The following is a 25,941-nucleotide window of genomic DNA, read 5'->3' on the forward strand; positions in this document are numbered from 1 at the left end:
TCGAGCGGCCGGGAAGAGATGTTAAACCAGTTTGCGAGGGCGCGACGGGATTCGAACCGGAATCGGACGTGCTCGCTCCGCTCGCTGCGCGCGACCGATAGGGTTCAAACCCCGCTTGCGCCGCTACTGCTCACTTCGTTCGCAGATAGCGGGCGCGGCGGGATTTGAACCCGCGATCGAGAGGTTAGGAACCTCTCGCCCTATCCGCTAGGCCACGCGCCCAGAACGAGCGAAAAAACGGTACAGCGGTGATCGGTCGGCGTCGGGGCCGGATTACGCGCTGGTTTCCTTGTCGGTCTCGGTCTCGAGCTCGTCGAGGTCGTCGTCCTCGTCGTCGAGCGTCGAGTCCGCCTTCTCGCCGTCTTGCATGTCTTTCAGTTCCTCTTCGACCTGTTCGCGGCCCTTCCTGAACTCGCCCATCGCCTGCCCGGTCGACCGGGCGAGCTTCGGGATCTTGTTCGCCCCGAACAGCAGGACCAGGACGAGCAGGATGATGAGGAGTTCCGGCCCCGCCGGAATACCGCCGATCAGTGGTATCGAACTTACCATCTCTACTCCGCTGTAACCCTGTGCCGACTATAGTCTTTTTGCCTCGGAGGGTGGGTCCGTCCCCGAAACGGTGATACGCCCGGCAGCCAAGGCTCCACTATGCCCGGTATCGGTGACGACGCACCCGACTTCGGCGGATCGATCGTGGACGGCGACATCGCGCCGTTCGAGCTCTCGGAGCATCTCGGCGACGAGCCGGTCGTGCTCGCCTTCTTCCCCGCCGCCTTCTCGAACACCTGTACCGACGAGATGGAGGCGCTCCGCGACGGGTTCGACCGCGACGACTGTACGCTGTTCGGCGTGAGCACGGACCTCCCGCACGCGCTCACCGCGTACCGCGCCCAGTACGACCTCCCGTTCGCGCTCGTCGCCGACCCCGACCACCGCGCGATCGAGGCGTACGACGTCGTCGAGGACTTCGAGCACTACGGCGTCGGGACGGTGGCGCAGCGCGCGGTCTTCGTGATCGACACGGACGGCACCGTCACGTACCGCTGGCTCGCGGACAACGCCGGACAGGAGCCGGACTACGACGCGCTCGCCGAGGCGGTGGCGGACGCGGCGGCCTGAGCGGCGCCCCCGACTCAGGCCGGATCGCGGAGCGACTCCAGCGCCTCGGGGTTCTCCATCGAGGAGAGGTCGCCGGGGTCCTCGTCGTTGTACACCGACTCGATCGCGCGCCGGATGATCTTCCCCGACTGCGTCTTCGGGAAGGCGTCGACGAACAGCAGTTCGCGCGGCCGGAACGGCTTGCCGTGTTCGTCGCCGACCAGCGCCCGGAGCTCCTCGCGGAGGTCGTCGCTCGGGTCCACGTCCGGTTCGAGGACGACGTACGCGACGACCGCCGTGCCGGTGGTGTCGTCGGGGACGCCGACGGCCGCGGCCTGGTTGACGGCGTCGTGATCGATGAGCACGCCCTCGATCTCAGCCGGCCCCACCTTCCGGCCCGCGACGTTCAGGGCGTCGTCGGCGCGCCCGTGGAGGAACCAGAACCCGTCCGCGTCCTTCTGTGCGAAGTCGCCGTGGTCCCACAGGTCGGGCCACGTCGACCAGTACTCCTCGAGGTAGCGCTCGTCGCCCGACCACAGCGACTTTGTCATCGACGGGCAGGAGTCGCGCGCGACGAGGTAGCCGCGCTCGCCCGACTCCTTCACCGACTCGCCGGACTCGTCGACGATGTCGATGTCCATCCCGAGCCCGGGCCCGCCGAGCGTACAGGGCTTCAGCGGCTGGTTCGGCATCGGCATCAGGAAGCAGCCGCAGATCTCCGTCCCGCCGGAGATGTTGACGACGGGGCAGTCGCCGCCGCCGACCGCGTCGTGGAACCAGCGCCACGACTCCGGGTCCCACGGCTCGCCGGTGGAGCCCAAGATCCGGAGCGAGGAGAGGTCGTGGCCCTCGACCCACTCGTCCCCGTGCTTGCGGAGCGCGCGGATCGCGGTCGGCGAGATGCCGAACTGCGTGACGCCGTGTCGATCGATCAGCTCCCAGAAGCGGTCGGGCTCGGGGTGGTCGGGCGCGCCCTCGTACATCACCACCGTGCCGCCGAACGCGTGGTTGCCGATCAGCGTCCACGGACCCATCATCCAGCCGATGTCCGAGACCCAGAAGAACCGGTCCGCGGGCCGCTGGTCGAAGCCGAAGTGGATCTCCTTCGCGCACTGCGTGAGGACGCCGGCGTGGGTGTGGACGATCCCCTTCGGCGTGCCGGTCGTCCCCGAGGAGTAGAGGAGCATCGACTCCTGGTCGCTCGGGAGGTGTTTCGTCTCGTACGCGGCGGGCTGGGAGCCGACCGCCGCCTCCCACGTCCGGTCGCGCCCGTCGGTCCACGGAACGGGATCCGCGGAATCGCCGGCCGGGGTCGCTCCCAGCCGGTCGTAGACGACGACCTCCTCGACGTGGCCGGCGTCCGCGATCGCCTCGTCCGCGGTCGCCTTCAGCCGGACCTCGTCGCCCCGCCGGTAGAAGCCGTCGCCGGTGAACAGCACGGTCGGCTCCGCGTCCTCGATCCGCGTCGCGGTCGCCTCCCGGCCGAACCCGGAGAAGATCGGCACGGCGATCGCGCCGACCTTCAGGCAGCCGTAGAGGATCGAGACGACCTCGGGCACCATCGGCATGTACAGCCCGACGGTGTCTCCCGTCTCGATCCCCGCCGCCGTCAGGTAGTTCGCGACGCGATCGCTCTGTCGGCGGAGCTCGTGGAAGGTGATCTCCCGGACGTCGCCGGGCTCGCCCTCCCAGATCAGCGCGACGCGGTTGCGGTTCGGCGAGTCGACGGCCGCGTGGCGGTCGACGACGTTGTGCGCGACGTTGACCTCGCCGCCGGGATACCAGTCCGAGAACTGCGGCCCGTCGGCGTCGTCGCGGACGGCGTCGTAGTCGCTGTAGAACTCGACGTCCAGGTAGTCGACGATCTCGTCCCAGAACCAGTCGACCCCCGACTCGGGCTCGCCCGGGACGTCCGACGTGGTGCGTTCGATCAGTTCGTCGTAGCCGTCGATCCCGTACTCGCGCATGAACGCGGCGACGTTCGTCGACTCGGCGAACGCCTCGCTCGGCTCGTGTACGACCTCGTCTATCCCCTCGTACTCGTCCATCTCGGCCGGGAATTTTCGCGGCGACAGTAAGTAACTTTCCTGAAGGACCCGCCGCGGGTCGGCGCGGTCCTTACTCGTCGCCCGTCTCCGCGCCCTCGTCCGCGGCGGCGTGGACCGACTCGGGGACGATGTCGACGGAGGCGACCTCGTCGTCGGGTTCGAGGTTCATCACGATCACTCCCTTCGTGTTGCGGCTCACCGTCGAGATCTCCTCGACGCGGGTCCGCATGATCTGACCGTCGGCGCTCATCGCGACCAAGTGGTCGCCGTTCGTGACCGCCTCGATGGCGACGACCTGCCCGTTCCGGTCGCCGGTCTTGATGTCGACGAGCCCCTTGCCGTTCCGCGACTGCGGGCGGTACTCGTCGAGGTCGGAGCGCTTCCCGTAGCCGTTCTCAGTGACGGTGAGCACCCAGTTGTGGTACTCGTCGTCGATGGCGGCGACGCCGGCGACGGCGTCGCCCTCGCGGAGGTCGATACCGATGACGCCGCGGGCCGTGCGGCCCATGGCGCGCGCCTCGGACTCCGCGAACCGGATCGCCATCCCGTTCCGGCTGCCGATGACGATGTCCGTGTCGCCGTCGGTCACCTCGACGTCGACGAGCTCGTCGCCGTCCTCCAGCCGGATCGCCCGGATCCCCGTCGACCGGATGTTGCCGAACTCGTCGACGGCGGTCCGCTTGATGTAGCCGTCGCGGGTGACCATCGTGAGGTACTCGTCGTCGTCCAAGTCCTCGGTGTTGACGACCGACTCGATCTCCTCGCCGTCGTCGAGGTCGAGGAGGTTGACCGCGGACTTCCCGCGCGCCGTGCGGGACATCTCCGGGATCTCGTAGGTCTTCAGCTCGTAGATCTGGCCCTGGTTCGTGAACACGAGGAGGTAGTCGTGGGAGTTGGCCGCGAACACCGAGGAGACGCGGTCGCCCTGCTTGAGCCCCGTGCCGATGATCCCCTTGCCGCCGCGGTTCTGCGCGCGGAACGTGTCGAGCGACATCCGCTTGATGTAGTCGTCCTCGCTCATCACGACGACGCACTCCTCCTCGGGGATGAGGTCCTCGTGGGTCACGTCGCCCGCGTCCTCGATGAAGCTCGTCCGCCGCTCGTCGTCGTACTCGTCTTTGATCTCCCGCAGCTCGTCGACGATCACCTGGTCGAGCTCGCCCGGGTCGGCGAGGATCGTCTCCAGCCGCTCGATCCGGGCTTTCACGTCCTCGTACTCGTCTTCGATCTCGGCGGTCTCCATCGAGGTGAGCGAGCCGAGCTGCATCCGGACGATGTGTGCCGCCTGCGCCTCGGTGAAGTCGAACGTCGACTCCAGCGCGGCCTTCGCGGCGTCGCGGTCGTCGGAGTCCTGGATCGTCTCGACGACGCTGTCGACGTTGTCGAGCGCCTTCAGGCGGCCTTCGAGGATGTGCGCGCGCTCCTCGCGCTCGGCGAGCTCGTGTTCGGAGCGCCGACGCACGACCTCGCGGCGATGGTCGACGTAGTGTTCGAGCGTCTGCTTGAGGTCCAGCACCTGCGGCGAGCCGTCGACCAAGGCGAGGTTGATGACGCCGAACGTGCGCTCGAGGTGGCTCTCGAGCAGCTGGTTCTTGACGACCTCGGCCATCGCGTCGCGCTTGAGCTCGACGACGATCCGGATCCCGTCCCGGTCGGACTCGTCGCGGAGGTCGCGGATCCCCTCGATCGCGCCCTCGTTGACGTCCTCGGCGATGCGCTCGACGAGCCGCGACTTGTTCTGCTGGAAGGGGAGCTCGCTGATGACGATCCGGCCCTCCTCCTCGTGGACCTCGAACTCCGCGCGGACGCGGATCCGACCGCGGCCCGTCTTGTACGCCTTGTGGACCGCGTTCCGCCCGACGATGTTCGCGCCGGTCGGGAAGTCGGGGCCCTTGACGTGTTCCATCAGGTCCTCGACGGTCGCGTCGGGGGTCTCGATCAGCTCGACGGTGGCGTCGACCACCTCGCCGAGGTTGTGCGGCGGGATGTTCGTCGACATCCCGACCGCGATGCCCGAGGAACCGTTGACGAGCAGGTTCGGGAACGCCGCGGGCAGCACCTCGGGCTCCTCGAGGCGGTCGTCGTAGTTCGCCTGGAAGTCGACGGTGTCGCGCTCGATGTCCGCCATGAGCTCCTCGGCGATGGGGGCCATCCGGGCCTCCGTGTACCGCATGGCGGCCGGCGGGTCGCCGTCGACGGAGCCGAAGTTCCCCTGGCCGTCGACGAGCGGGTAGCGCATCGAGAAGTCCTGGGCCATCCGGGCGAGCGTGTCGTAGATGGCGCTGTCGCCGTGCGGGTGGTAGTCCCCCATCGTCTCGCCGACGACGGAGGAGGACTTGCGGTGCGCGGAGTTGCTCGTCACGCCCGCCTCGTTCATCGCGAAGAGGATCCGGCGGTGGACGGGCTTGAGGCCGTCCCGCACGTCGGGGAGCGCGCGACCCGCGATGACGGACATCGCGTAGTCGATGTACGACTGCTCCATCTCGTCCTCGATGCGGGCGTTCGTCACCTGTGCGGCGCGGACGTCGCCGGGGTCGGCGTCCGGACTTTCGGAGCTCATATGTCCACCCACTCCGCTTCGGTCGCGTGCTCCTTGATGAACTGCTTGCGCGGCTCGACCGCGTCACCCATCAGCACGTTGAACATGCGGTCCGCGGCGGCCGCGTCGTCGACGTTGATCCGTTTGAGACGGCGATTCTCCGGGTCCATCGTGGTGTCCCACAGCTGGTCCGGGTTCATCTCGCCGAGCCCCTTGAAGCGCTGGACCTGCGTGGGGTTGCCGTCGCACTCCTCTTCCACGATGCGGTCGCGTTCGGCCTCGGTCATGGCGTCGTACGTCTCGCCGCGGTAGCGGACGCGGTACAGCGGGGGCTGGGCCGCGTACACGTAGCCCGCCTCGAGCAGGGGCTTCATGTGGCGGTACAGCAGCGTCAGGAGTAGCGTCCGGATGTGTGCGCCGTCGACGTCGGCGTCAGTCATCAGGATGATCTTGTTGTACCGGACGTCGTCGATGTCGAACTCCTCGCCGATGCCCGCGCCGATCGCGGTGATCAGCGCGCGGATCTCGTCGTTCTCCAGGATGCGGTCGAGCCGGTGTTTCTCGACGTTGAGGATCTTCCCTTTGAGCGGGAGGATCGCCTGGTTCTCGCGGTTTCGGCCCTGCTTGGCAGAGCCGCCCGCGGAGTCGCCCTCGACCACGAACAGCTCCGCCTCGGTCGGGTCGCGGGTCTGACAGTCCGCCAGCTTGCCGGGGAGCGCTGTCGACTCCAGCGCGGACTTGCGCCGGGTGAGCTCCTCGGCCTTCTTGGCGGCCTTCCGGGCGCGCGCCGCCTCGGCGGCCTTGTGGACGACCTTCTCGGCGGTGTCGGGGTTCTCCTCGAAGAAGGTGCCGAGCTTCTCGTGGGTCGCGGACTCGACGACGCCGCGGACCTCGCTGTTGCCGAGCTTCGTCTTCGTCTGCCCCTCGAACTGCGGGTCCGGGTGCTTCACCGAGACGACCGCCGTGAGGCCCTCGCGGACATCCTCGCCCTTGAGGTTGGCGTCGAGGTCGTTGACGAGCCCCTGCTCGTTGGCGTAGTCGTTGACGGTCCGCGTGAGGGCGGTCTTGAAGCCGGTCAGGTGGGTGCCGCCCTCGCGGGTGTTGATGTTGTTCGCGAACGCGTGGACGGAACCCTGAAGCTCCTCGGTCGCCTGCATCGCGACCTCGACGTGGACGCCCTCGGACTCGCCCTCGAAGTAGATGACCTCCTCGTGGATCGGCGAGCGCGTCTCGTTGAGGTACTCGACGAACTCGCGGATGCCGCCGTCGTAGCGGAACGTCTCGACGGTGTCGTCGCGGTCGTCGACGAGCCGGATCTCGACGCCGGAGTTGAGGAAGGCCAGTTCGCGGAGTCGGTTCGCGAGCGTGGAGGTCTGGAAGTCGGTCGTCTCGAAGATCTCCTCGTCGGGCCAGAACCGGATCTCCGTCCCGGTCGACTCGCCGGCGTCCATGTCGCGGACGCGGTCGAAGCCGTCCTCGGCGGGCTCGCCCCGCGCGAACCGGTGCCGGAAGACGCCGCCGTCGCGTTTGACCTCGACCTCGAGCCGCTCGGAGAGGGCGTTGACGACGCTGACGCCGACGCCGTGGAGCCCGCCCGAGACCTGGTAGGACTTGGAGTCGAACTTGCCGCCGGCGTGGAGGACCGTCAGGATGACCTCGAGCGCGGGGCGGTCGTACTCCTCGTGGGTGTCGACGGGGATGCCGCGCCCGTCGTCGCTGACGGAGACGGAGCCGTCGTCGTGGATCCGTACTTCGATCTCCTCGCAGTAGCCCGCGAGGGCCTCGTCGATGGAGTTGTCGACGACCTCGTAGACGAGATGGTGGAGCCCTCGACCGTCCGTGGACCCGATGTACATCGCCGGTCGCTTACGGACGGCCTGCAGGCCCTCGAGGACCTGAATTTGGCCGGCTCCGTATTCGCTCTGCTCTGACATAGGAACTTACCCTCGCTAGTCGCTGTCGGGTTATAAAGCCGACGCACGCGCGCGGGCGTGAGAGTCGGCGAACCGAAGCCGGGGCGGACAGACGCGACGCGCGGGCGGGACAGACGTGTGTGTACACCTCCCACAGCTACAAGCCCGCAACGTGCGTACCGACCGTCGATGCTACCGATCGCGGACTCCTTCGAACACGTTCACCGCGGCTGCGAGGTCCGGTACGGACGGGGTCGAATCGCCGGCCTCGGCGACTGGCTCGGCGAGCGCGACCGCGACGACGCCCTGATCGTCTGCGGGTCGAACACGGGCGCGAACGACGCGCTGATGGACCCGATCCGCGACGGGCTCGGGGACCGCTTCGCCGGCGTCTTCGACGGGACGACCCCGGACAAGCGGGTCGAGACCGCCTACGACCTCCTCGACGCGCGGGCGGAGGCGGGGGCGGACGTCCTCGTCGCCGTCGGCGGGGGTGCGAGTCTCGACGTCGCCAGGCAGGCGACGCTCCTCGCGGCCGACGGCCGGGACCTCGACGAGCTGCGCGCCGACGCGGAGGCGGGCGACGACGCGCTCGGCGACCTCGCGCCCGAGCGCGGCCCGGCCCTCCCGTTCGTCGTCGTCCCGACGACCTTCGCCGGCGCGGACGTCTCGACCGGCGGGTCGCTGGAGGTGTTCGCGGCCGACGAGTCTCCGACCGGGCAGCCGGTGACCGTCAGCGGGAGCGGCGCGTGGCCGATCGCGGACGTCGCCGACCCGGCGCTGTTCGAGACGACGCCGACCTCGGTGCTGGCCGGGTCGGCGATGAACGGCTTCGACAAGGGGATCGAGACCACCTACGCCCGGGACGCCGACCCGGTGAGCGACGCGGCCGCGGTCCACGGGCTCCGCCTTCTCGCCGACGCGCTCCCCCGCGTGGCCGGCGACGAGCCGGGCGGCGAGCGCGCGACCGACCGCGCGGTCGCGGGGTCGCTGCTCGTCCAACTCGACCGGAAGATAAGCGTGATCCACGCGTTCGGCCACGGGTTCGCCCGGCGCTACGACGTCCAGCAGGGCGCGATCCACGCCGTCGTCGCGCCGCACGCCCTGGCGTACCTCTTCGACGAGGTCGACGCGAGCCGACGGGCGCTGGCCGCGGGGCTCGGGGTCCGGACCGACGGCCGCGGCGACGCCGCGATCGCGGAGGACGTCGTCGCGGCGGTCGCCGCGGTCCGCGACGCGCTCGACGTTCCCACCCGGCTGCGGGACCTCCCCGAGACCGACGAGGACGACCTGCCGGCGATCGCCGAGTTCGTCGCGGACGACCCGCCGATGGAGCGCGCGCCGGCCGGCCTCGACGCGACCGCGGAGGGAGTCCTCGGCGTGTTGCGCGCCGCGTGGTGAGCACGCGAGCCCGCCGAATCGCGGCCGACTACGACTCGGCCCCGTACGTCTCCAGCGCGCTCAACCGCCCTGCGTCGACTTCGAACACGTCGACGAAGGCGAACAGCTCCCTGCCGTCGGCGTCGAGGAGGCGCCCGCGGACCGCCACGCCGGGACCCGACGGGTAGACGCCGTCGACCGCGTGCGTCGTGTCGGTGTTCGGCCGCTCGTCGCGCATGAACGCGACGAACCGCTCGCGCCCCTCGAAGGTCCTGTCGGCGCGTCGCTGGACGAACTCCGGGTGGAGCAGCGACGCGAGCCGGTCGTACTCGCCGGCGTCGATCGCGTCGTAGTACGCGCGGGCGAGGGCGGCGGGGTCGGCGTCTCCGCTCGGTGGGTCCTCGCCCGCCGGGTCTTCCCTCGGTTCGTCCGCGTCGGGTCCGCCTTCGGGGTCGTCCGCGTCACGCCGCGAGGGCATCGAACTCCTCGGCCGAGGTGCGGGTTCCCTTCGAGATGATCACGTCGCCGCCCCGCAGCGTGGTGTCGATGTCGGGGCCGACCAGCCACCCCTCGTCCGGCCGGCGGATCGCCAGCACGCTCGTCGAGATGTCGGTCGCGGGCACGCCGTCGACGACGTCCGTCTCCTCCAACCGACTCCCCCCGCCGACGACGGTGCGGGTGATGATCTCGTCGGACTCCTGAACGGCCATCTCGACGACCGGGTGGACGTCGAGGTCGCGGAGGACCCCCTCGGTGATCGTCAGCGCGGCGTCGGAGATCTCCTCGGTCGCGACGCCGAGGTGGATGAGCCCGCGCAGCGCCACCGGGTCGTCCGCCGCCGCGGCGGCGCGGAGCGTCCACGCCTCGAACCGCGACTGGAGCGCGTCCACCTCGATCTCCAGGTTGCTCACCTCCTCCGCGAGCTCCTCGTTGTCGAAGAGGACCGACCCGTACGCCAGGTCGACGGCGAGCTCGGAGAGATTCTTCATCAACACGATCGAGTCGACCGCGCGCTCCAAGTCGTCGATCGCGGGCTCGGCCTCGGGCTCCGGCTCGTACGGCTCCCCGCTCAGCTCGGGGTAGACCGCCGCGACGCCGGCCTCGGGGCCGCGCAACAGCGTCACGTCGCCGGCCTCCAGCCGGGTGGTCGCGCCGGGGTTGAGGATCCAGTCCTCGTCGCGGCGGACGGCGATGACCCGGACGCCGGTCTCGGACTCGAGGTCGACGTCGTCCAACCTCCGGCCGGCGTACGCGGAGCCGTCGCTCACCGTCCCGCGGACGAGCGTCTCCACGCCCGCCGAGAGCGCGCCCCGCATCGCCTCGGGGAGCCCGATCTCCTCGGTGACGATCTTCGCGATGTCGCCCGCGGCGTCGGCGATCTTGTCGGCGGCGGCGATGACGCCGAGCACGGGCGCGAGCGTCTCCGCCTCGTTCGGGTTCCGCGCGGCGAGCATGAGGCTCATCCGGGCGCGCATCTGGAGCACGTCCATCCGGTGCTCCAGTTCGACGACCTCGTGCGCGACCGTCGGGCTCCCGTGGAGGACCGCGGAGTACGACAGGTCGATCAGCAGCTCCGCCGTGTCCTTCATCTCGACGAGCAGGTCCTTGACGCTCGTCGGCTCGTAGCGGACCGTGCGCTCGTCGAAGCGTCCCATGCGACTCCCTCTCCGGCTGCGAGTAAAAGGCTTGTTGCGGGAGCGATCCGGCCGACGGAGCGGTCGGCCGACCGACGTCAGCGCGCGTCGCCGGCGACGTAGCCCGTCTCCGCCTCGGGGGAATCCGAACCGTCGCCGACGGGCGCGGCGAGGTCGACGAGCGCGAGCCAGCCGAGCAGCCGGGCCGCGCGGTCGCGCCACCTCGCCTCCCAGTCGGGGTCGCGGGCCCGGTCGTGTCGCGGGACCCGATCGCGGGTCGCCGCGAAGAGGTCGGCGGCGGTCACGGGGTCGTCGGGCGAGGCGGCGTCGAGCGTCGCGAGCGCCTCGGGGACGAGCAACACCTCCTCGCAGAGCCCCTCGCGGACGCGGTCCGGCGTCGGCTCGGCGTCGGCGCGGGAGAACCCGCGGGAAGTCTCTTCGACGAGGTCGAGCGCGCGCAGGAACGCGAGCCAGTCGTTCGCGGTCTGCCGGTCGGAGAGGTCGCGTCGCCGGCGGAGGCGGGCGCAGCAGTCGTCGGTGTCGCCGGGGACGAGCGGGATCGCTCGCTGGAACTCGCGGAGCGCGTCGAGGTCGGCCGGCGGGTCGGGGACGGGTTTGAGGCGCATCGGTGGGGCGGGGTGGCTCGCGGGGTCAGCGGTAGCCGAACGACTCCGCGAGCAGCTCCTCGTCCGTCTCGCCGACGGTGTAGACGGGGCCGTCGACGACGTCGACGGTGACCTGCGCCGGGGCGAACACGCTCTCGGGGACGTCGTAGAAGTCCCAGTCGGCGTCCTCGAACACGTCGACGAAGGGGGTGCCGTACTCCTCGCTCGCGGTGGAGACGATCTCGCCGAACCGGTCGTCGTCGCGCGCGACCTGGAGGTGGACCTCGCCGCCGTACGCGAGCGCGTCGTTGGTCCGGCCCATCGCCTCGGTCTCGTCGCGGGTCGGCGGCGCGAGCGGCGCGGAGCCGGAGGCGTGGAGCACGTCCGTCGGCTCGTAGCCGATCTCCAACAGGCGGAAGACGGCGAGCTCGGCGGCGCGGGCCGCGGTCGTGACCGAGCCGGCGGTCGAGCCGGTGGCGAACGTCGGGAGGAAGACGCCCTCGGCGTCGACCTCGGCCATCTCAGCGACCTGCTCGGCGACCTCCTCATCGGGGAGCGTCGTCGACTCGATCGCGAGCGTGGCGAACTCAGCGGAGTCGTAGTAGCCGACGCGCTCGAACTCCGTCTCGCGGCCGACGAGCGCGCGGGCGGGGCCGGAGCCGAGCCCCTCGAAGCCGCTCTCGGTCGTCACTTCCCAGCCGGCCTTCTGCGAGCAGAGCAGCGCGACCGCCGGGTGGTCCGTCGACAGCTCGACGTACTGGCGCGGGGCGCCGGCCAGGTCGCCCATCCGCGTCCGGAGGTTCGCGAGCCCCGCCGTCTGGATCTCCGCGAGCAGCAGTCCCGCCTCGACCCCGCCGGCCGCGTCGATCCCGAAGTCGACGACGGTGGCGCCGTTGTCCAGCTCGTAGCCGACGACGTCGAGCTCGCCGGCGAAGTCGAGGGCCTCGTCGACCAGCTCGATCGCGGTCCGATTGATGCTTTCCATGATCGAGGGTACTCGCTCCCCGTTTAAGGGGTTTGGCTGTTAGACTCGGGAACTCGCGGGCGATTCGCAGAGAGATGAACATAAACGGACGAGGCGGTGGCGCGTGCCTCTGAGTGGCCGCCGCAGGCGGCCGCGAGGAGCACGCGCGAGGGACGCGGTGAGCGCTCGGAGAGCGCGAACCGCGAGGCTGGGGAGGCGTGAGGTGCTGGGCGGTACTGTGCGGGTGGGGCTTACAGCTGTTCGACCGAGACACGCTATGACCCGGGTGTAAACGACCAGTCAAGTAGTCACCAGAAGCCGCCGTCGGAGTCGCTCGGACCGCCGGCCTCGCCGGGACCGGTCGGGCCGCGCGGGCCGCTCGGCCGCGGGTCGGGGTCGATCTCGACGAGTTCCGTCTCCGCGCTCGGGTCGACCTCCCGGCCCTGGTCGTAGCGGACGAACGAGAGGTAGAACGCCTCGCCGCAACCGACCCCGTCGGCGTCCGGCTCCCGGTACGGCTCGTCGCCGCCGACGTCGGTTCCACGCACGCCGTCGTGCGGATCCCACTCGACGCCCCCGCTCTCGCCGCAGACGAACCGGACGCCGTCGACGTCGGCGGCGTCGCCGGCTCCGTCGTCTCTGGCCGCCCCGTTCTCGCTCTCGGCTTCAGCCTCGTCGCTCCCGTCGGCGTCGAACGGCTCGGTCGGGTCGGCGTACGTCCACCCCTCCAGCGGGTACGGCGTCACCGACTTGTCCGCGAGGTACCCCTCGCGTTCGAGCGCGACGAGCGTCCCGCAGTGCGGGCAGTAGTACGTGACCGGGTAGCTCATACCCCTCGTACGGGACCGACCGATAAACAGCCGTCGCCGCCGCGTCAGCTATTTGATCGTTCGGACCGACGTGTCGGTATCTCATCGGACTCCACTTCGGACGACCCCGGCGAACCTGAATCCGCGGACGACGCGGGCGCTCTCGTCACGCGTCGCCGGCTCCTGTACGGCGTCGCGGGCGGCGTCGGCCTCCTCGGGGGCGGCGGGCTCTACGTCGCGAACGCGCTCTCCGGCGACTTCGGCGGGTACGAGGCCCCCGAGGCGCAGCCGATGGTGTCGACTCGGGGCCGGCTCGACGACGCCGATCCGACTGCGCGCTCGGGCTCGTGGGAGTTCGGCGGGGCCGACGCGGTGGCCCTGTACGTCCACGGGCTCGGCGCGGACGCCGCGTCGGCCCGCGATCAGGCGTACGCCGCCCGGCTGGGGTTAGAGGCGGCCTCGGAAGCGCCCGACGCCGCGAGCGCGCTCCCCGTCGTCGGCTACTCGTGGTCGTCGAACGCCGACTGGGGACCGGCGAAGCGCACCGCCGACGACAACGCCGCTCCGCTCGCCGACTGGCTGACGGCGTGGGCGGAGGAGGACGGGCGGTCGGTCCACCTCTTCGCGCACTCGCTCGGCGCTCGCGTGACCGGGGCGGCGCTCCGCGAACTCGCGGACAGGGGCCGGACGGAGGTCCTCGCCTCGGCGTCGCTGTTCGGCGGCGCGATCCCGCACGACAGCGTCGGGACCGGCGGGAGGTACGGGGCCGCGATCGCGGCGCTCGACGCCCCGGTCTACAACTTCCACAGCCGGAACGACCGCGTCCTCGGCTGGGTGTACCGCGCCTCCGACCGGACCCGAGCGGTCGGGCACGGCGGAGCGGCCGAGTCGGCGACCGCGCCGGACGACTACACCGACGTCGGCGTCACCGACCTGGTCGCGGACCACTACTCGTACCTCGAACCGGACGCCGGCTGTCTGCCCCGGGCGGTCGACCGGATCGGGTTCGAGTAGTCCGTCGGCGCGTCCCGGGACGCCTCGCGGGCGACGCGTCCCCGGAACCCCTTTTACCGGCGCGGTCGACCTTTCGGGCATGATCGACGAGACCGTCGCCGAGATCCGGGCGATGCGGACCCACAGCACGTCGGCGGTGGCCGTGAAGGCGACGCGGTCGCTCGCGGACCTGTTGGACCGGGAGTACGTGACCGTCGACGAGTTCGAGCGCGACCTCGAACACAACGCGGGCGTGCTCCGCCGGTCGAACCCGTCCCACGCCGCGCTCCACAACGCGATGCGCGAGGTCGAGCGCTCCATCGTCGGCGAGGCGACGAGCGTCGAGGGCGCGAAGCAGCTCTTGGAGGACGTGATCGCCCGCGTCACGGAAGACATCGAGACGGCGAAGGGCGAGGCGGCGGCGAACGCGGCCGAGCACATCGAGGACGGGGACACGCTGCTCGTCCACGACTACTCGACGACGGTGTTAGAGGCCGTCGAGAACGCCGCGCGCGACGGGGCGCACCTGACCGTCTACGTCACCGAGGCGCGCCCGCGGACCCTCGGCCGCAAGACCGCCCGCGTGCTCGCCGGGATCTCTCGGGTCGACGTCCACATGGTCGTCGACAGCGCGATGGGGTACGCGCTCCGCGACTGCGACCGCGTCCTGCTCGGGATCACGTGTATCACCGGCGGGACGTACTACAACCGGATCGGCACGTTCCCGCTCGTGGTGACCGCCCGCGAGCTGGGCGTCCCCGTCACCGCGGTCGGCTCGGGCGCGAAGACCATCGAGGAGTTCCGGTTCGAAAACGAGTTCCGCGACGCCGTCGAGGTGATGCGCGAGCCGGTCGAGGACGTCGAGATCGAGAACCCCAGCTACGACGCCACGCCCATCGGGATGATCGACACCGTGATCACCGACGACGGCGTCCGGAACTGATCCCGCTATCGCCGTTGAAGCGGCGAGACCCGCGCGAGCGACGCCGAACGGCCCAAAGCGCTTTGTGCGTGTAGTGTGTTAACGGTTCGTATGAGCGTACACCCGAGTTCGACGGCGGTGTTCCAGATCCCCGACCAGGGGCTGACGGGGGTGGGCTGTACGAGCGTCTGGTGCGACCTCGGGGCGATCGCGACGCAGCCGGGCGTCGTCACGGCGGTCGCGCTCGTCGGCGTCCTCGCGCTGCTTACCTTCGCGTACGTCCGCGAGGCCGAGGCCGCCTGCCGCGACGAGCGCCGGCGCGTCCTCGACGAGCGGGACGCGTTCGAGACGTTCGCCGAACGGGTCGGCCGGATCGACACGGTCTCGGTCGCGACGGACGCGACCCCGTCCGGCGTGCCGGCCGCCGCCCTGCGCTGGATCGGCGGCGGCGGGCGGCGGCCGGGCGGCGGCCCGGCCGGCGACAACGTCACCCTCAGGCGGGTGCTGGCCGCGTACGAGGACACTGTCATGTCCCTGCCCCACTACCGCGCCGAGTACGACGAGACGACCGCCCAGAGCCTGGCCGCCGAGCTGGGTCCGGACACCGCGACGGCGCTGGCGTCCGACGGCGGCCTGTCGAGCGGGGCCCAGTCGGCGCTCGTCGACCGGAGCCGCCACGCCGTCGACGCCCGAAACCGACTCGTCGACGCCATCGACGAGGAAATCGCCGAGCTCGACGACCGCGAGGCCGCGCTGTCGACGATCGACCGCCGCCGCCGTCGGCTGGTCGGGCACATGGACGGGATCCGGTCCGAGAGCGAGGCGGACGCGGCGATCGACGTGTGGAACCGACTGACGGAGCTCGAACGCCAGTGCGACGAACTCGCCGCCGAGCGGCAGGTCTCCCTCGACGACCCCCCGCTGACGCCAGAGACGGCGGTCGACACGGACAGAGAGCGACCCTTCTACCACTACCTCTACGGTCCCACCGACGGTCCGCGTTACCCGGTGTTGGCGCAGATCGCCGAGGTCGCCGACGGGATCCGCGCGGACAGGGACCGAATCGGCGCGCGGATCGCCGGCGACCACTGACCCGATAGAGGGTCCGATGGCCGGGCCCCGGCCACTAGCGCGCGGATGCGATCGGAGGCCGATCCCGCCGCCCGCCGGGAAACTCAAAACTACCGGATTGTTTATGAACGTAGGGCGGGACGGGGGGTGTATGAGTTGGCAAGCGGCGGAACGAGCGTTCACGGACGACGCGATCGCCCGGGAGACGCTTCCGCAGATGTTCGAGCGGACCGCGGAGCGGCACGCGCCGCGGACCGCGCAGCGGTACAAGGGGGGGATCTACGACCGCTCGCTCGTCGCCGAGGGCGTGATCGAGCCGGCCCCCGCGGGCGGGTACGCCGACCTGACGTACGCCGAGATGCGCGGGATCGTCCGCAACCTCGCGGCGGGGTTCCGCGAGCTGGGCGTCGACGACGACACCCGGGTGGCGATGTACTCGCAGACCCGCATGGAGTGGGCGCAGACCGACTTCGCGGCGCTGTCCGCGGGGGCGGTCGTGACCACCGTGTACGCCTCCTCCTCGCCGAGCCAGCTGCGGTACCTGTTGGCGGACCCCGAGGCGACCGTGGTCGTCGCCGAGAACCGCGAGATGCTCGCGGACGTGCTGGCGGTGCGCGACGACCTCGGCCACGAGCTCGACGCGATCGTCACCGTCGACGACGTCGACGCGGACGACCTCGACGGCGACGCGGACGACGTGTACGGACTCGGCGAGGTCCACGCGCTCGGGGAGGACGCGTTCGACGAGGCCGCCTACGAGGGGTGGATCGACGCGGTCGGCGTCGACGACCTCGCCAGCCTCATCTACACCTCCGGGACCACCGGGAAGCCGAAGGGCGTCCGCCTCACGCACGGCAACTTCCGAGACAACGTCTCGCAGTGTTACCGCCGGTTCGCCGACCGGCCCGACCGCGACTCGGACGCCCCCGGGATCTCCGCCGAGTCGACGACGCTATCCTTCCTCCCGCTCGCGCACGTCTTCGAGCGGATGGCGGGCCACTACATGATGTTCGCGGCGGGGGCGACCGTCGCGTACGCGGAGAGTCCCGACACGCTCCGCGAGGACTTCGGGCTCGTCCGGCCGACGACGACGACGAGCGTCCCGCGGGTCTACGAGAAGCTGTACGACGCGATCCGCGAGCAGGCGAGCGAGTCGCCGGTGAAGGAACGGATCTTCGAGTGGGCGGTCGACGTCGGCCGCGACCACCACGAGGCCGACGACCCCGGCGCGCTGCTCGACGCCAAGCGCGCGGTCGCCGACCGGCTCGTCTTCTCGTCGGTCAGGGAGGCGATCGGCGGGAACATCGACTTCTTCATCTCGGGCGGCGGGTCGCTGTCGGCGGAGCTGTGCGCGCTGTACCACGCGATGGACCTCCCGATCCTGGAGGGGTACGGGCTGACGGAGACGTCGCCGGTGATCTGCGTCAACCCGCCCGAGCGGCCGCAGGTGGGGACCATCGGACCGCCGGTCGTCGACACCGAGATCGCGATCGACGACGGCGTCGTCGGCGAGGAAGTCGCCGACCTGGCGGGCGACGTGGGCGAGCTGCTCGTCCGCGGCCCGCAGGTGACGGAGGGGTACTGGAACCGCCCGGACGCGACCGCTGACGCCTTCGTCGACGCCGACGACCTTCCGGAGGACGCCGTGACCGCCGGCACCCCGCCGGACGAGCGGGTCGGCGAGGGCGAGACCGACCCGGAGGCCGCGGCCGCGGAGCCGTGGTTCCGCACCGGCGACATCGTCCAGCTCCGTCCGGACGGGTACGTCGCGTTCCGCGAGCGGGCCAAGCAGCTGCTCGTGCTCTCGACCGGCAAGAACGTCGCCCCCGGACCGATCGAAGACCGGTTCGCCGCGAACGAGTTCGTGGAGCAGTGCGTCGTCCTCGGCGACGGTCGGAAGTTCGTCTCGGCGCTCATCGTCCCGAACTTCGAGCAGCTGACCGCGTGGGCAGAGGCCGGCGGCGTCGACCTCCCCGAGGACCGCGCCGCGGTCTGCCGCGATGACCGCGTCCGCGACCGCATCCAGCAGGAGGTCGACCGGGTGAACGACGAGTTCGAGTCGTACGAGCAGATCAAGCAGTTCCGGCTCGTCGAAGAGGAGTTCACCGAGGCGAACGACCTGCTCACGCCGACGATGAAGAAGAAGCGGCGGAACATCCTAGACCGGTTCGCCGACGAGGTCGAGATGATCTACGAGGAGTAGCGCGGCCGGGCCTCGTCGGGACTAGAAACCGATATCCGTCGGAAGGGAGTAGTAGCGGCAATGGCCCCCCGCATCGCCCCTCGATACGGGTTCGCCGCGCTCGGGGGGTGTTGTTTCGGCCTCGGCGCCCGTCATCTGGCGCACCAGGGGCAAAGCGTGGGGATCGTTCTCGAAACGCTGCTGATACTCGGCCTCTCCAGCGTCGCCTTCTACACCGTCCGCGACCTCCCGCGCTGGGGGATCTCCCGCTCGGGCCAGTGGCGCGCGGTGCGGATCGGCGCGGGGACCGCGCTCGGGTTCGCCGCGCTCGCCGGCGTCGTCTGGGTCATCTGGTTGATCGGCCACCACGCGTTCAAGCTCTCTTTCCTGCTCTCGCTCGCCGCCAGCCTCGGCGCGGCGGTCGGGTCGCGCGGGGGTCTCTACGCGGTGAAGGCCGACGAACAGCTCACCGAGGCGCAGGAGCTCGCGACGCTCCTCTCGATCAACGACCGGGTGTTGCGCCACAACATCCGGAACGAGCTCTCCGTGGCGCTCGGCTACCTCACCGAGATCCGGGACGCGGACGGGAGCCCCGAGACCCGAGCGCAGGTGGCGACGATCCGAGAGCACTTGGAGTCGCTCCTCGAGACGAGCGACCGGACGCGACGGCTCGCGTCGATCTGGCGGACCGACGCGCGGTGCTCGGTGGACCTCGTCGCCGTCGTCGAGGAGGAGGTGGCGCAGCTGACCGCGGACGCGCCCGACGCGACGATCCGCACGGAGCTCCCAGAGCGCTGCGTGGTCCGGACGCACCCGTCCGTTCCGGTCGCGATCGAGGAGGCGCTGCGGAACGCCGTCGAACACAACGACGACGTGACCGTGACGGTGCGCGTGTGGTGCGAGGACAGCGTCCACCTCGTCGTGGCGGACGACGGGCGAGGCATCCCACGGATCGAGCGGCGGACGCTCCGGAACACGGAGGAGACGCCGCTCGAACACACCGAGGGGATCGGGCTGTGGCTGATATACTGGGCCACGACTCGGGCGGGCGGAACGGTGGAGTTCGCGGCGAACGAGCCGCGGGGAACGGCGGTCCGGATCCAACTCCCCGACAGACCCGGTTCAGACGCGGCGGACGACGCCGATCCGGGGGACTTCGAGCCGGACGATTTCGACCCGGACGGCGATCGACTCTGGGAGCGCGGGTCGGAGGGTTCCGGGTCGAAGCCCGGCGGAGAAGGCGAGTCGGTCTCGGAGCGCTAGGCCGTCGACGGCGCGGACTCCGGCCGGTCGTCGCGCTCGACCGAGTCGCCGTCGGCCGGCTCCGACTCCGTCACGGGGTCGCCGAACGCGTACACCGTGTTGTGGCCGGTCACCTCGACGGTGAGGAAGTCGCCGACCTCGACGCCGCGGTCGGACGCCCCTTGGACGATGATCTGCCGGTACGCGCCGTCGCGGCACTTGACCGAGTCGCCGGTCCCCTCCTCGACGACGAGCACCTCGAACGTCTCGCCGACCATCGACTCGTACGCCTCGGCGACGACCTCCATCTTCAGCTCGGACATCGCCTTCGAGCGCTCCTTCTTGATCGTCCCGCCGAGGCCCTTCATGTCGGCGGCGTCGGTCCCGGGCCGCTTCGAGAAGCGGGTGACGTTGATCTTCTCGGGGCGGACCTCGGCGAGCAGGTCCATCGAGCGCTCGTGGTCGGCCTCGTCCTCGGTGGGGAAGCCGACGATGAAGTCGGTCGACAGCGTCCAGTGGTCGAGCCGCTCGTCGAAGGTGTCGACGACCTCGCGGAACTTCTCGACGCGGTGCTGCCGGCGCATGTCTTCGAGCACGTCGTCGGAGCCCGACTGGACCGGCGCGTGGATGAAGTCGTACAGCTCCTCGTTCTCGGCGAACACGTCGGCCAGCTCCTCGTGGATGCCGTGGATTCCGCCGGGGTTCGCCATCCCCAGCCTGACCCGGAAGTCGCCGTCGATGTCGCAGATCCGGTCGAGGAGCTCGGGGAGCTTCCGGTCGCCGTTGTCCCAGCCGTAGACGCCCGTGTCCTGGCCGGTGACGCGTATCTCCTTCGCGCCGGCGTGGATCAGGGCCCGCGCCTTCTCGACGTTCTCCGCGACCGACGGGGAGTCGACCCGGCCGGTCGCGAACTTGGTGATACAGTACGAGCAGTTGCTCATACAGCCGCGCGCGATGGGGAGGATGCCGACGACGCCGTCCAAGACCGGCTCGGCGTCCGGGGTGACCGTCGGGCACTCGCCGTTGAGCACGTAGGTCGGGACCTCGTCCCAGTGGAGGACCTCGGCGTCGACGTCGGCCTCGGCGAACATCTCGCCCTGCGCGAGCGCCATACAGCCGGTGACGACGAGCTCGGCGGTCGTCTCCGACAGCTCCTCGGCGCGGCGGAGCATATTCCGCTCCGTCTTCTCGACGACGGTACAGGTGTTGAGGATGGCGACGTCCGCGTCTTCCGGGCCGTCGGCCGGTCGGTGGCCCCCGTCGCGGAGGGCGCGCTCGATCTCCCGGCTCTCGCCCCGGTTCGAGCTACAGCCGTACGTTTCGATGTGGTACGTCGCCATCGGAGTGATTACGTTAACGACCCCGCGGGCAAAAACGCGACGGATCGGGGCGTGGAGGGCGGCGGGCCGACCCGCCGGGAGTCAGTCCTCGGCGACGGCAGCGGTGGCCGGGTCGGCCTCCGAGGCGGACTCGGCGGTCGCCTCCGGCTCGTCGACGCCGTCGCGCTCGGCGGGCGGCACGGCCTGGTAGACGGAGCGGCGGGCGTCACGGGGGCAGAGCCCCTCCTCGACGAGGCCGACCTCGGTGAGCTTCTCGACCGCGAACCGGACGGTGCGGGTCGAGAGTCGGGTCTCCTCGGCGAGGCCGGTCTGGTCGAACCGACCCTCCGCGTCGAGCACGTAGTAGACCAGCTTGGCGCTCGGCGGGAGCGGTTCGAGCAGCTCGCGGGTGCCTTCGTCCATACCTCATTTACAGGGGCGAATCGCGCATAACCGTGGCCCGCCTGTGCGCGCGCGGCGCACGCCAACCCGTCTTTTATATATTAGTTCTGCTGGCGGAACTCGAACCGAGCGCCGTCCGCGTCGTCGATTGCGAGTTCCCACCCGTGTGCGGCCGCGATCTCGCGGACGATCGCGAGGCCGAAGCCGGTCCCGTCCGAGCTGCTCGACCGCCCGTACTCCGCCGCCTCCTCGGGGTCGATGTCGAAGCCGTCCCCGTCGTCCGCGACGTAGAAGCCGTCCGGAAGCGGGCCGACGGAGACCGTCAGGCCGCCCGTCGCGTCCGAATCCGCCGAACCGTCAGCGGTTCCGTGTTCCACGCTATTATCGGGCTCCGCCCGACCGCTCGTGGAACCGTGTTCCACGCTGTTCGTGAACAGGTTCTCGAGGAGCGTCCGGAGCCGTTCCGGGTCGGCCTCGACCGTGAAGTCGGCCCGGGAGAGATCGAGCGTCGCGTCCTCGGTGTCGACGGTGCGCCACGCCCGCTCGGCGGCCGCGTCGAGCGAGACGGACTCGATCTCGTCGACCGTCTGCCCCTGGCGCGCGAGCGCGAGGAGGTCGTCGATCAGCTGTTTCATCCGGTCGTGGGCGGCCTCGACCTGCCGGAGCTCCTGGATCACGGCCTCGTCGTCCGTCACGGCGCGCGCGAGGTCCGTGCGACCGGCAGCGACGTTGAGCGGGTTCTGGAGGTCGTGGGAGACGAAGCCGGCGAACTTCTCCAACCGCTCGATCTCGCGCTGGAGCGCGGCGTCGCGGTCGCGTAACTGCTCGGTCCGCTCGGCGTGATCGAGCGCGACGGTGACGTTCGCCGCGAGGACGCGGGCCAGTTGGAGGTCGGTCTCGTCGAAGAACGCCGGCTCCTGCGAGCCGAGCGGCATCACGCCGTGGTCGCCGAGCGGCACGACAAGGAGGCTCCGGAGGTCGCCGTACCCGACCGTGGTGTCGACCGCCTCGAGGTCGTCGACGACGATCGGCTCGTCGGAGTCGAAGGCGTCCCAGACGAACCCGTCGCCCGGACCGAACGCCGGCCGCTCTCCGAACGCCTCCGTCGCCTCCCGGCTGATCGCCGTCGGGCGGAGACGGTTGGCCGACGGGTCGTACAGTCGGACGCCGCTGTTCGGGAACTCGAGGGTGTCTATCGCGGCGCGGGCGGCCACCGCGGCGACGTCCTCGCGGGTCTCGCCGCCGAACATCTCCCGCGTCGTCGCGTGGAGCTTCCTGAGGGTCTGTTGGACCCGCTTCTGCTCGTCGATGTCGGCGTAGATGGAGTACACCACCGACTCCTCCGGCTGGACGACGGGGATCGCGTGGAGGATGAAGTTGCGCAGCCCGTCGGTGGTCCGGCGGCGCACTTCGAGCCTGATCGGCTCGTCGTCCCGGACGAGGCTCTCGTGTTCGAACTTGTCGGTGTCCGGCGGAATGACCGCGTCTGAGACCTCTTCGTACGTCGAGTCGGCGGCGTCGAAGCCGAACGTCTCCACGAAGGCGTCGTTGGTGTTCGTCAGGCGCTTCGTCCCGTCCGCGTCGATGACCGTCGACGCCATCGGCAGCGGGAGGTTGTCGTACAGCGCCGCGAGGCGGTCCCGCTCGGTGCGGAGTTCGGTCTCCGTCCGGATCCGGTCGATCGCGTTCGCGGCGTGCGACGCGATGAGCTCGGCGAACTCGACGTCGCTGTCGCCGAAGGCGGCGTAGCCGTCCGAGACGGCCTGGAACACCCCGTACGGCCCGATCGGTACGCTGATCGCGGACCGGACGTCGTCCGAGACCGGGTCCGCGACCTCCGCCGTGTCGAGGGGCTCCGGGCCGCCGACCCGGTCGTGGTCGGGCGCCTGCGGCCCCGAGTCGGCCGAGTCCGCCGGACTCTCCAGCTCGTCCGGGTCGGCCGGGTCGACGCTGAGGTTGTCCACCACGACGGTCCGCTGTTCCCGCGCGGTGTAGCCGACCACGCCCTCGTCGACGTCGAACGTGCGGATCTCGTCGGGCGAGACGCTCTCCGACCGGACCACCGGGACGAGCCGGTCGCCGCGCCGGCGGGCGACGACGCAGCGGTCGAACTCGAGGATCTCCTCGGCGACGTCGATGACGCGGTCGAACACGGTCGGGACGTCCTCGACGTCCGCGAGTCCGGTCGCAAACCGGTGGATCCCGGTGATCTGGTCGTTCACCTCCCGGAGGTCGCGCTCCGCCCGCCGTCGGCCGAGCGCGTTCGCGACGCTGTTGGCGAGCATCTCGTAGCGGTCGCGTCCCGACCCCTTCTGGAGGTAGTCGGTGACGCCGGCCGAGATGGCCTCGCTCGCGATCTCCTCGCTCCCCTTGCCGGTGAATAGGACGAAGGGGACGTCGGGGTCGACCTCGCGGACCGACTCGAGGAACTCCAGCCCGTTGTGCCCCGGCATGTCGAAGTCGCTGACGATACAGTCGATCGACCCCTCGCGGACGACGTCGAGCGCCTCGTCGGGGGAGAGCCGCGTGATCGGTTCGACGCCGTCGAGCAGCCGCTCGACGTGGGTCGCGGCGAGGTCGGCCGCCCCCGGTTCGTCGTCGACGAACAGGATTCGCGTCGCGGTGTCGTCGGCCGGTCCCGGCCGCTCGGGAGCCTCCGCGCCGGAGCGAGGCGGCGGGTCGTCGGGACCTGAGTTCATGATCGACGGTTACGCCAGCGGTAACTTTACCTTTCGCTCTAACTACCGGGATTGAAAACTAGAGCCGCCGACGGCGCGCCCGGACGCGGGGGCGGGCGTCTACAGGAAGTCCTCGACGTGGTCGGCGACCTCCTCGGGGGTGTCGCCGACGGGGACGCCCGCATCGTTGAGCGCGTCGATCTTCGACTGCGCCGTGCCCGTCCCGGAGCCCGAGACGATGGCGCCCGCGTGGCCCATGCGCTTGCCCGGCGGGGCCGTGCGCCCGGCGATGAAGCCGGCGACCGGCGTGTCCATGTGCTCGCCGATGAACTTCGCGGCCTGCTCCTCGTCCTCGCCGCCGATCTCGCCGCACATCACGACCGCGTCGGTGTCGGTGTCGGCCTCGAACGCCTCGAGGGCGTCGACGAAGGACGTGCCGATGATCGGGTCGCCGCCGATGCCGATGGCGGTCGACTGGCCGAGCCCGCGCTCGGTGAGGTTGTCGACGACCTGGTAGGTGAGCGTGCCGGAGCGGGAGACGAGCCCGACGTTCCCCTCGGAGAAGATGTTGCCGGGGAGGATGCCGAGCTTCGCCTCGCCGGGCGTGATGATCCCGGGGCAGTTCGGGCCGATGAGGCGGGTGTCGGTCTCGTCCAGCCGCTTGTTCACCTTCGCCATGTCCTGGGTCGGAATGCCCTCCGTGATCGCGACCGCGAGGTCGAGGTCGGTGTCGAGCGACTCGAAGATCGCGTCAGCCGCGAACGCCGGCGGGACGAAGATGACGGAGGCGTCCGCGTCCTCGGCCTCGACGGCCTCGTCGACGGTGTCGTAGACGGGGACGCCGTGGACCTCCTGCCCGCCCTTGCCGGGCACCGCGCCGGCGACGACGTTCGTGCCGTACTCGATCATCTGGCCGGCGTGGAACTTCCCCTCCCCGCCGGTGATCCCCTGGACCACCACTCTGGTGTCGTCATCGACGAAAATGCTCATTGGGTCACCTCCTCGGCGTTCGCGACAGCGCGCTGGACCGCGTCCTCCAGCGTCTTCTCGACCTCGACGAGGTCGGTGTTCAGGATCTCCATCCCCTCCTCGGCGTTCGTGCCGGCGAGCCGGACGACCACCTTCTTCGGGATCTCGTCGAACTGCTCGAGCGCCTCGTTGATCCCCTTGGCGACCTCGTCGCCGCGGGTGATCCCGCCGAAGATGTTGAAGACGACGGCGTCGACGTTATCGTCGGAGAACACCATGTCGAGCGCCTGCGTGACGCGCTCGGCCTTCGCCCCGCCGCCGATGTCGAGGAAGTTCGCGGGCGCGCCGCCGTAGTAGTCGACCAAGTCGAGCGTCGTCATCACGAGGCCGGCGCCGTTACCGATGATGCCGACGTTCCCGGAGAGCCGGACGTAGTCGAAGCCGTACTCGCCGGCCTTGCGTTCGAGGTCGTCCTCGTAGGAGGCCTCGGCCATATCGGCCAGGTCGGACTGGCGGAACAGCGCGTCCTCGTCGATGTTCATCACGGCGTCCGCGGCGACCACGTCGCGGTCGCCCGTGATCATCACGGGGTTGACCTCGATCTCGGAGGCGTCGTTCTCCTCGTAGAGGTCGTACAGCGTCGAGAGGATCGACGCCACGTCGAGCGCCACGTCCGCGTCGACGCCGGCCTCGTAGACGACCTTGCGGGCCTGGTACGGGTGGAGGCCGAACGCGGGGTCGACGTGTTCGCGCGCGATCGCGTCGGGGTTCGACTCGGCGACCTCCTCGATGTTCACGCCGCCCTCGGTCGACACCATCAGGACCGGCTTCCCCTCGCCGCGGTCCATCGTGACGCCGACGTACAGCTCGTCGACGAAGTCCACGCCCGCCTCGACGAGGACCTGATCGACGGTGTACCCCTTCAGGTCCATCCCGAGGATCTCGTCGGCGTACTGCTCGGCCTCCTCGCGGTCTGTCGCGATCTTGATCCCGCCGGCCTTGCCGCGGCCCCCCACGTGGACCTGCGCCTTGATCGCGGCCGGGTAGCCGATCTCGTCGACGGCGCCGAGCGCTTCGTCGACGCTCGTCGCGAGCCGGGAGTCCGGTACCGGGATCCCGGCGTCCGCGAAGAGAGACTTCGCTTGATATTCGTGAAGTTTCATCCGTGTGGGA

The 25,941-nt window shown here is 70.3% G+C and carries 21 protein-coding genes and 1 tRNA gene; 7 read left to right on the plus strand and 15 right to left on the minus strand.

What is annotated here, in order from left to right; all coding sequences use genetic code 11:
• Positions 1–149: 149 nt before the first annotated feature.
• A tRNA-Arg gene (locus tag Q0116_RS00275) sits at positions 150–222 on the minus strand.
• 51 nt (positions 223–273) lie between these two features.
• Positions 274–549 carry a twin-arginine translocase TatA/TatE family subunit gene (tatA, locus tag Q0116_RS00280; RefSeq protein ID WP_297884427.1) on the minus strand — a complete coding sequence of 92 codons (276 nt, stop codon included), beginning with the start codon at positions 547–549 and terminating at the stop codon, positions 274–276.
• A gap of 99 nt (positions 550–648) precedes the next feature.
• Between tatA and Q0116_RS00285 the strand changes: the two genes are divergently transcribed.
• The gene (locus Q0116_RS00285; protein WP_297884429.1) at positions 649–1,119 is read left to right on the plus strand and encodes a redoxin domain-containing protein; all 471 of its coding nucleotides are present in this window, start codon (positions 649–651) and stop codon (positions 1,117–1,119) included.
• A 14-nt stretch (positions 1,120–1,133) separates the two neighbouring features.
• Here the strand turns inward: Q0116_RS00285 and Q0116_RS00290 are convergent, their stop codons facing one another.
• From Q0116_RS00290 to gyrB, 3 genes are all read right to left on the minus strand, one after another.
• Positions 1,134–3,146 carry an AMP-binding protein gene (locus Q0116_RS00290; RefSeq protein WP_297884430.1) on the minus strand — a complete coding sequence of 671 codons (2,013 nt, stop codon included), beginning with the start codon at positions 3,144–3,146 and terminating at the stop codon, positions 1,134–1,136.
• 70 nt (positions 3,147–3,216) lie between these two features.
• Positions 3,217–5,706 carry a DNA gyrase subunit A gene (gene gyrA, locus Q0116_RS00295; protein WP_297884433.1) on the minus strand — a complete coding sequence of 830 codons (2,490 nt, stop codon included), beginning with the start codon at positions 5,704–5,706 and terminating at the stop codon, positions 3,217–3,219.
• On the minus strand, positions 5,703–7,619 hold the full coding sequence (gyrB, locus tag Q0116_RS00300) for a DNA topoisomerase (ATP-hydrolyzing) subunit B (protein WP_297884434.1): 1,917 nt from the start codon (positions 7,617–7,619) through the stop codon (positions 5,703–5,705). Before gyrB ends, gyrA begins: the two co-directional genes overlap by 4 nt.
• Before the next feature lie 168 nt (positions 7,620–7,787).
• Here gyrB and Q0116_RS00305 point away from each other — a divergent pair, with 168 nt between their 5' ends.
• Positions 7,788–8,999 (plus strand): iron-containing alcohol dehydrogenase family protein, encoded by a 1,212-nt coding sequence (locus tag Q0116_RS00305; protein ID WP_297884436.1) that lies wholly within the window; start codon positions 7,788–7,790, stop codon positions 8,997–8,999.
• A gap of 28 nt (positions 9,000–9,027) precedes the next feature.
• Here Q0116_RS00305 and Q0116_RS00310 read toward each other — a convergent pair whose 3' ends face one another.
• The 5 genes from Q0116_RS00310 to Q0116_RS00330 all read right to left on the minus strand — a co-directional run bounded on the left by Q0116_RS00310 (position 9,028) and on the right by Q0116_RS00330 (position 13,011).
• The gene (locus tag Q0116_RS00310) at positions 9,028–9,456 is read right to left on the minus strand and encodes a nuclear transport factor 2 family protein (protein WP_297884437.1); all 429 of its coding nucleotides are present in this window, start codon (positions 9,454–9,456) and stop codon (positions 9,028–9,030) included.
• Positions 9,440–10,633, minus strand: coding sequence for a potassium channel family protein (locus Q0116_RS00315; protein WP_297884438.1), 1,194 nt, complete (start codon positions 10,631–10,633; stop codon positions 9,440–9,442). The genes Q0116_RS00310 and Q0116_RS00315 overlap by 17 nt, the downstream gene beginning before the upstream one ends.
• 77 nt (positions 10,634–10,710) lie before the next feature.
• Positions 10,711–11,238 carry a hypothetical protein gene (locus Q0116_RS00320; protein WP_297884440.1) on the minus strand — a complete coding sequence of 176 codons (528 nt, stop codon included), beginning with the start codon at positions 11,236–11,238 and terminating at the stop codon, positions 10,711–10,713.
• A gap of 25 nt (positions 11,239–11,263) precedes the next feature.
• The gene (mch, locus tag Q0116_RS00325; protein ID WP_297884441.1) at positions 11,264–12,202 is read right to left on the minus strand and encodes a methenyltetrahydromethanopterin cyclohydrolase; all 939 of its coding nucleotides are present in this window, start codon (positions 12,200–12,202) and stop codon (positions 11,264–11,266) included.
• A gap of 287 nt (positions 12,203–12,489) precedes the next feature.
• Complete coding sequence (locus tag Q0116_RS00330; RefSeq protein ID WP_297884442.1) at positions 12,490–13,011, minus strand: hypothetical protein; 522 nt, start codon at positions 13,009–13,011, stop codon at positions 12,490–12,492.
• A 270-nt stretch (positions 13,012–13,281) separates the two neighbouring features.
• Between Q0116_RS00330 and Q0116_RS00335 the strand changes: the two genes are divergently transcribed.
• The 5 genes from Q0116_RS00335 (at position 13,282) to Q0116_RS00355 (ending at position 19,421) form a co-directional block, all read left to right on the plus strand.
• Positions 13,282–14,004 (plus strand): DUF726 domain-containing protein, encoded by a 723-nt coding sequence (locus tag Q0116_RS00335; RefSeq protein WP_297884444.1) that lies wholly within the window; start codon positions 13,282–13,284, stop codon positions 14,002–14,004.
• Between the two features lie 79 nt (positions 14,005–14,083).
• Positions 14,084–14,926, plus strand: a complete 843-nt coding sequence (locus Q0116_RS00340) for a translation initiation factor eIF-2B (protein ID WP_297884446.1) — start codon at positions 14,084–14,086, stop codon at positions 14,924–14,926.
• 90 nt (positions 14,927–15,016) lie between these two features.
• The gene (locus Q0116_RS00345; RefSeq protein WP_297884448.1) at positions 15,017–15,997 is read left to right on the plus strand and encodes a hypothetical protein; all 981 of its coding nucleotides are present in this window, start codon (positions 15,017–15,019) and stop codon (positions 15,995–15,997) included.
• A 130-nt stretch (positions 15,998–16,127) separates the two neighbouring features.
• Positions 16,128–18,179 (plus strand): long-chain fatty acid--CoA ligase, encoded by a 2,052-nt coding sequence (locus tag Q0116_RS00350; protein ID WP_297884450.1) that lies wholly within the window; start codon positions 16,128–16,130, stop codon positions 18,177–18,179.
• Positions 18,180–18,239: 60 nt separating this feature from the next.
• On the plus strand, positions 18,240–19,421 hold the full coding sequence (locus Q0116_RS00355) for a sensor histidine kinase KdpD (protein WP_297884451.1): 1,182 nt from the start codon (positions 18,240–18,242) through the stop codon (positions 19,419–19,421).
• Here Q0116_RS00355 and Q0116_RS00360 read toward each other — a convergent pair.
• From Q0116_RS00360 to sucC, 5 genes are all read right to left on the minus strand, one after another.
• A complete protein-coding gene (locus tag Q0116_RS00360; protein ID WP_297884452.1) occupies positions 19,418–20,740 on the minus strand; it encodes a tRNA (N(6)-L-threonylcarbamoyladenosine(37)-C(2))-methylthiotransferase in 1,323 nt (440 codons plus the stop codon). The genes Q0116_RS00355 and Q0116_RS00360 overlap by 4 nt on opposite strands.
• Positions 20,741–20,821: 81 nt before the next feature.
• Positions 20,822–21,142, minus strand: coding sequence for an ArsR family transcriptional regulator (locus Q0116_RS00365; RefSeq protein WP_297884453.1), 321 nt, complete (start codon positions 21,140–21,142; stop codon positions 20,822–20,824).
• Positions 21,143–21,222: 80 nt separating this feature from the next.
• Positions 21,223–23,820: a GAF domain-containing protein gene (locus tag Q0116_RS00370; RefSeq protein WP_297884454.1), complete on the minus strand. Its 2,598-nt coding sequence runs from the start codon at positions 23,818–23,820 to the stop codon at positions 21,223–21,225.
• Between the two features lie 99 nt (positions 23,821–23,919).
• Positions 23,920–24,789, minus strand: a complete 870-nt coding sequence (sucD, locus tag Q0116_RS00375) for a succinate--CoA ligase subunit alpha (RefSeq protein WP_297884455.1) — start codon at positions 24,787–24,789, stop codon at positions 23,920–23,922.
• Positions 24,786–25,931 (minus strand): ADP-forming succinate--CoA ligase subunit beta, encoded by a 1,146-nt coding sequence (gene sucC, locus Q0116_RS00380; RefSeq protein WP_297884457.1) that lies wholly within the window; start codon positions 25,929–25,931, stop codon positions 24,786–24,788. The genes sucD and sucC overlap by 4 nt, the downstream gene beginning before the upstream one ends.
• Positions 25,932–25,941: the final 10 nt, after the last annotated feature.

The organism is uncultured Halorubrum sp. (assembly GCF_937146585.1).
Taxonomy (GTDB): domain Archaea; phylum Halobacteriota; class Halobacteria; order Halobacteriales; family Haloferacaceae; genus Halorubrum; species Halorubrum miltondacostae.

Excerpts from the sequence above, each read along its gene's own strand:
- tatA (WP_297884427.1), bottom strand. The coding sequence starts at position 549 with ATGGTAAGTTCGATACCACTGATCGGCGGTATTCCGGCGGGGCCGGAA.
- Q0116_RS00285 (WP_297884429.1), top strand. The coding sequence starts at position 649 with ATGCCCGGTATCGGTGACGACGCACCCGACTTCGGCGGATCGATCGTG.
- Q0116_RS00290 (WP_297884430.1), bottom strand. The coding sequence starts at position 3,146 with ATGGACGAGTACGAGGGGATAGACGAGGTCGTACACGAGCCGAGCGAG.
- gyrA (WP_297884433.1), bottom strand. The coding sequence starts at position 5,706 with ATGAGCTCCGAAAGTCCGGACGCCGACCCCGGCGACGTCCGCGCCGCA.
- gyrB (WP_297884434.1), bottom strand. The coding sequence starts at position 7,619 with ATGTCAGAGCAGAGCGAATACGGAGCCGGCCAAATTCAGGTCCTCGAG.
- Q0116_RS00305 (WP_297884436.1), top strand. The coding sequence starts at position 7,788 with ATGCTACCGATCGCGGACTCCTTCGAACACGTTCACCGCGGCTGCGAG.
- Q0116_RS00310 (WP_297884437.1), bottom strand. The coding sequence starts at position 9,456 with ATGCCCTCGCGGCGTGACGCGGACGACCCCGAAGGCGGACCCGACGCG.
- Q0116_RS00315 (WP_297884438.1), bottom strand. The coding sequence starts at position 10,633 with ATGGGACGCTTCGACGAGCGCACGGTCCGCTACGAGCCGACGAGCGTC.
- Q0116_RS00320 (WP_297884440.1), bottom strand. The coding sequence starts at position 11,238 with ATGCGCCTCAAACCCGTCCCCGACCCGCCGGCCGACCTCGACGCGCTC.
- mch (WP_297884441.1), bottom strand. The coding sequence starts at position 12,202 with ATGGAAAGCATCAATCGGACCGCGATCGAGCTGGTCGACGAGGCCCTC.
- Q0116_RS00330 (WP_297884442.1), bottom strand. The coding sequence starts at position 13,011 with ATGAGCTACCCGGTCACGTACTACTGCCCGCACTGCGGGACGCTCGTC.
- Q0116_RS00335 (WP_297884444.1), top strand. The coding sequence starts at position 13,282 with ATGGTGTCGACTCGGGGCCGGCTCGACGACGCCGATCCGACTGCGCGC.
- Q0116_RS00340 (WP_297884446.1), top strand. The coding sequence starts at position 14,084 with ATGATCGACGAGACCGTCGCCGAGATCCGGGCGATGCGGACCCACAGC.
- Q0116_RS00345 (WP_297884448.1), top strand. The coding sequence starts at position 15,017 with ATGAGCGTACACCCGAGTTCGACGGCGGTGTTCCAGATCCCCGACCAG.
- Q0116_RS00350 (WP_297884450.1), top strand. The coding sequence starts at position 16,128 with ATGAGTTGGCAAGCGGCGGAACGAGCGTTCACGGACGACGCGATCGCC.
- Q0116_RS00355 (WP_297884451.1), top strand. The coding sequence starts at position 18,240 with ATGGCCCCCCGCATCGCCCCTCGATACGGGTTCGCCGCGCTCGGGGGG.
- Q0116_RS00360 (WP_297884452.1), bottom strand. The coding sequence starts at position 20,740 with ATGGCGACGTACCACATCGAAACGTACGGCTGTAGCTCGAACCGGGGC.
- Q0116_RS00365 (WP_297884453.1), bottom strand. The coding sequence starts at position 21,142 with ATGGACGAAGGCACCCGCGAGCTGCTCGAACCGCTCCCGCCGAGCGCC.
- Q0116_RS00370 (WP_297884454.1), bottom strand. The coding sequence starts at position 23,820 with ATGAACTCAGGTCCCGACGACCCGCCGCCTCGCTCCGGCGCGGAGGCT.
- sucD (WP_297884455.1), bottom strand. The coding sequence starts at position 24,789 with ATGAGCATTTTCGTCGATGACGACACCAGAGTGGTGGTCCAGGGGATC.
- sucC (WP_297884457.1), bottom strand. The coding sequence starts at position 25,931 with ATGAAACTTCACGAATATCAAGCGAAGTCTCTCTTCGCGGACGCCGGG.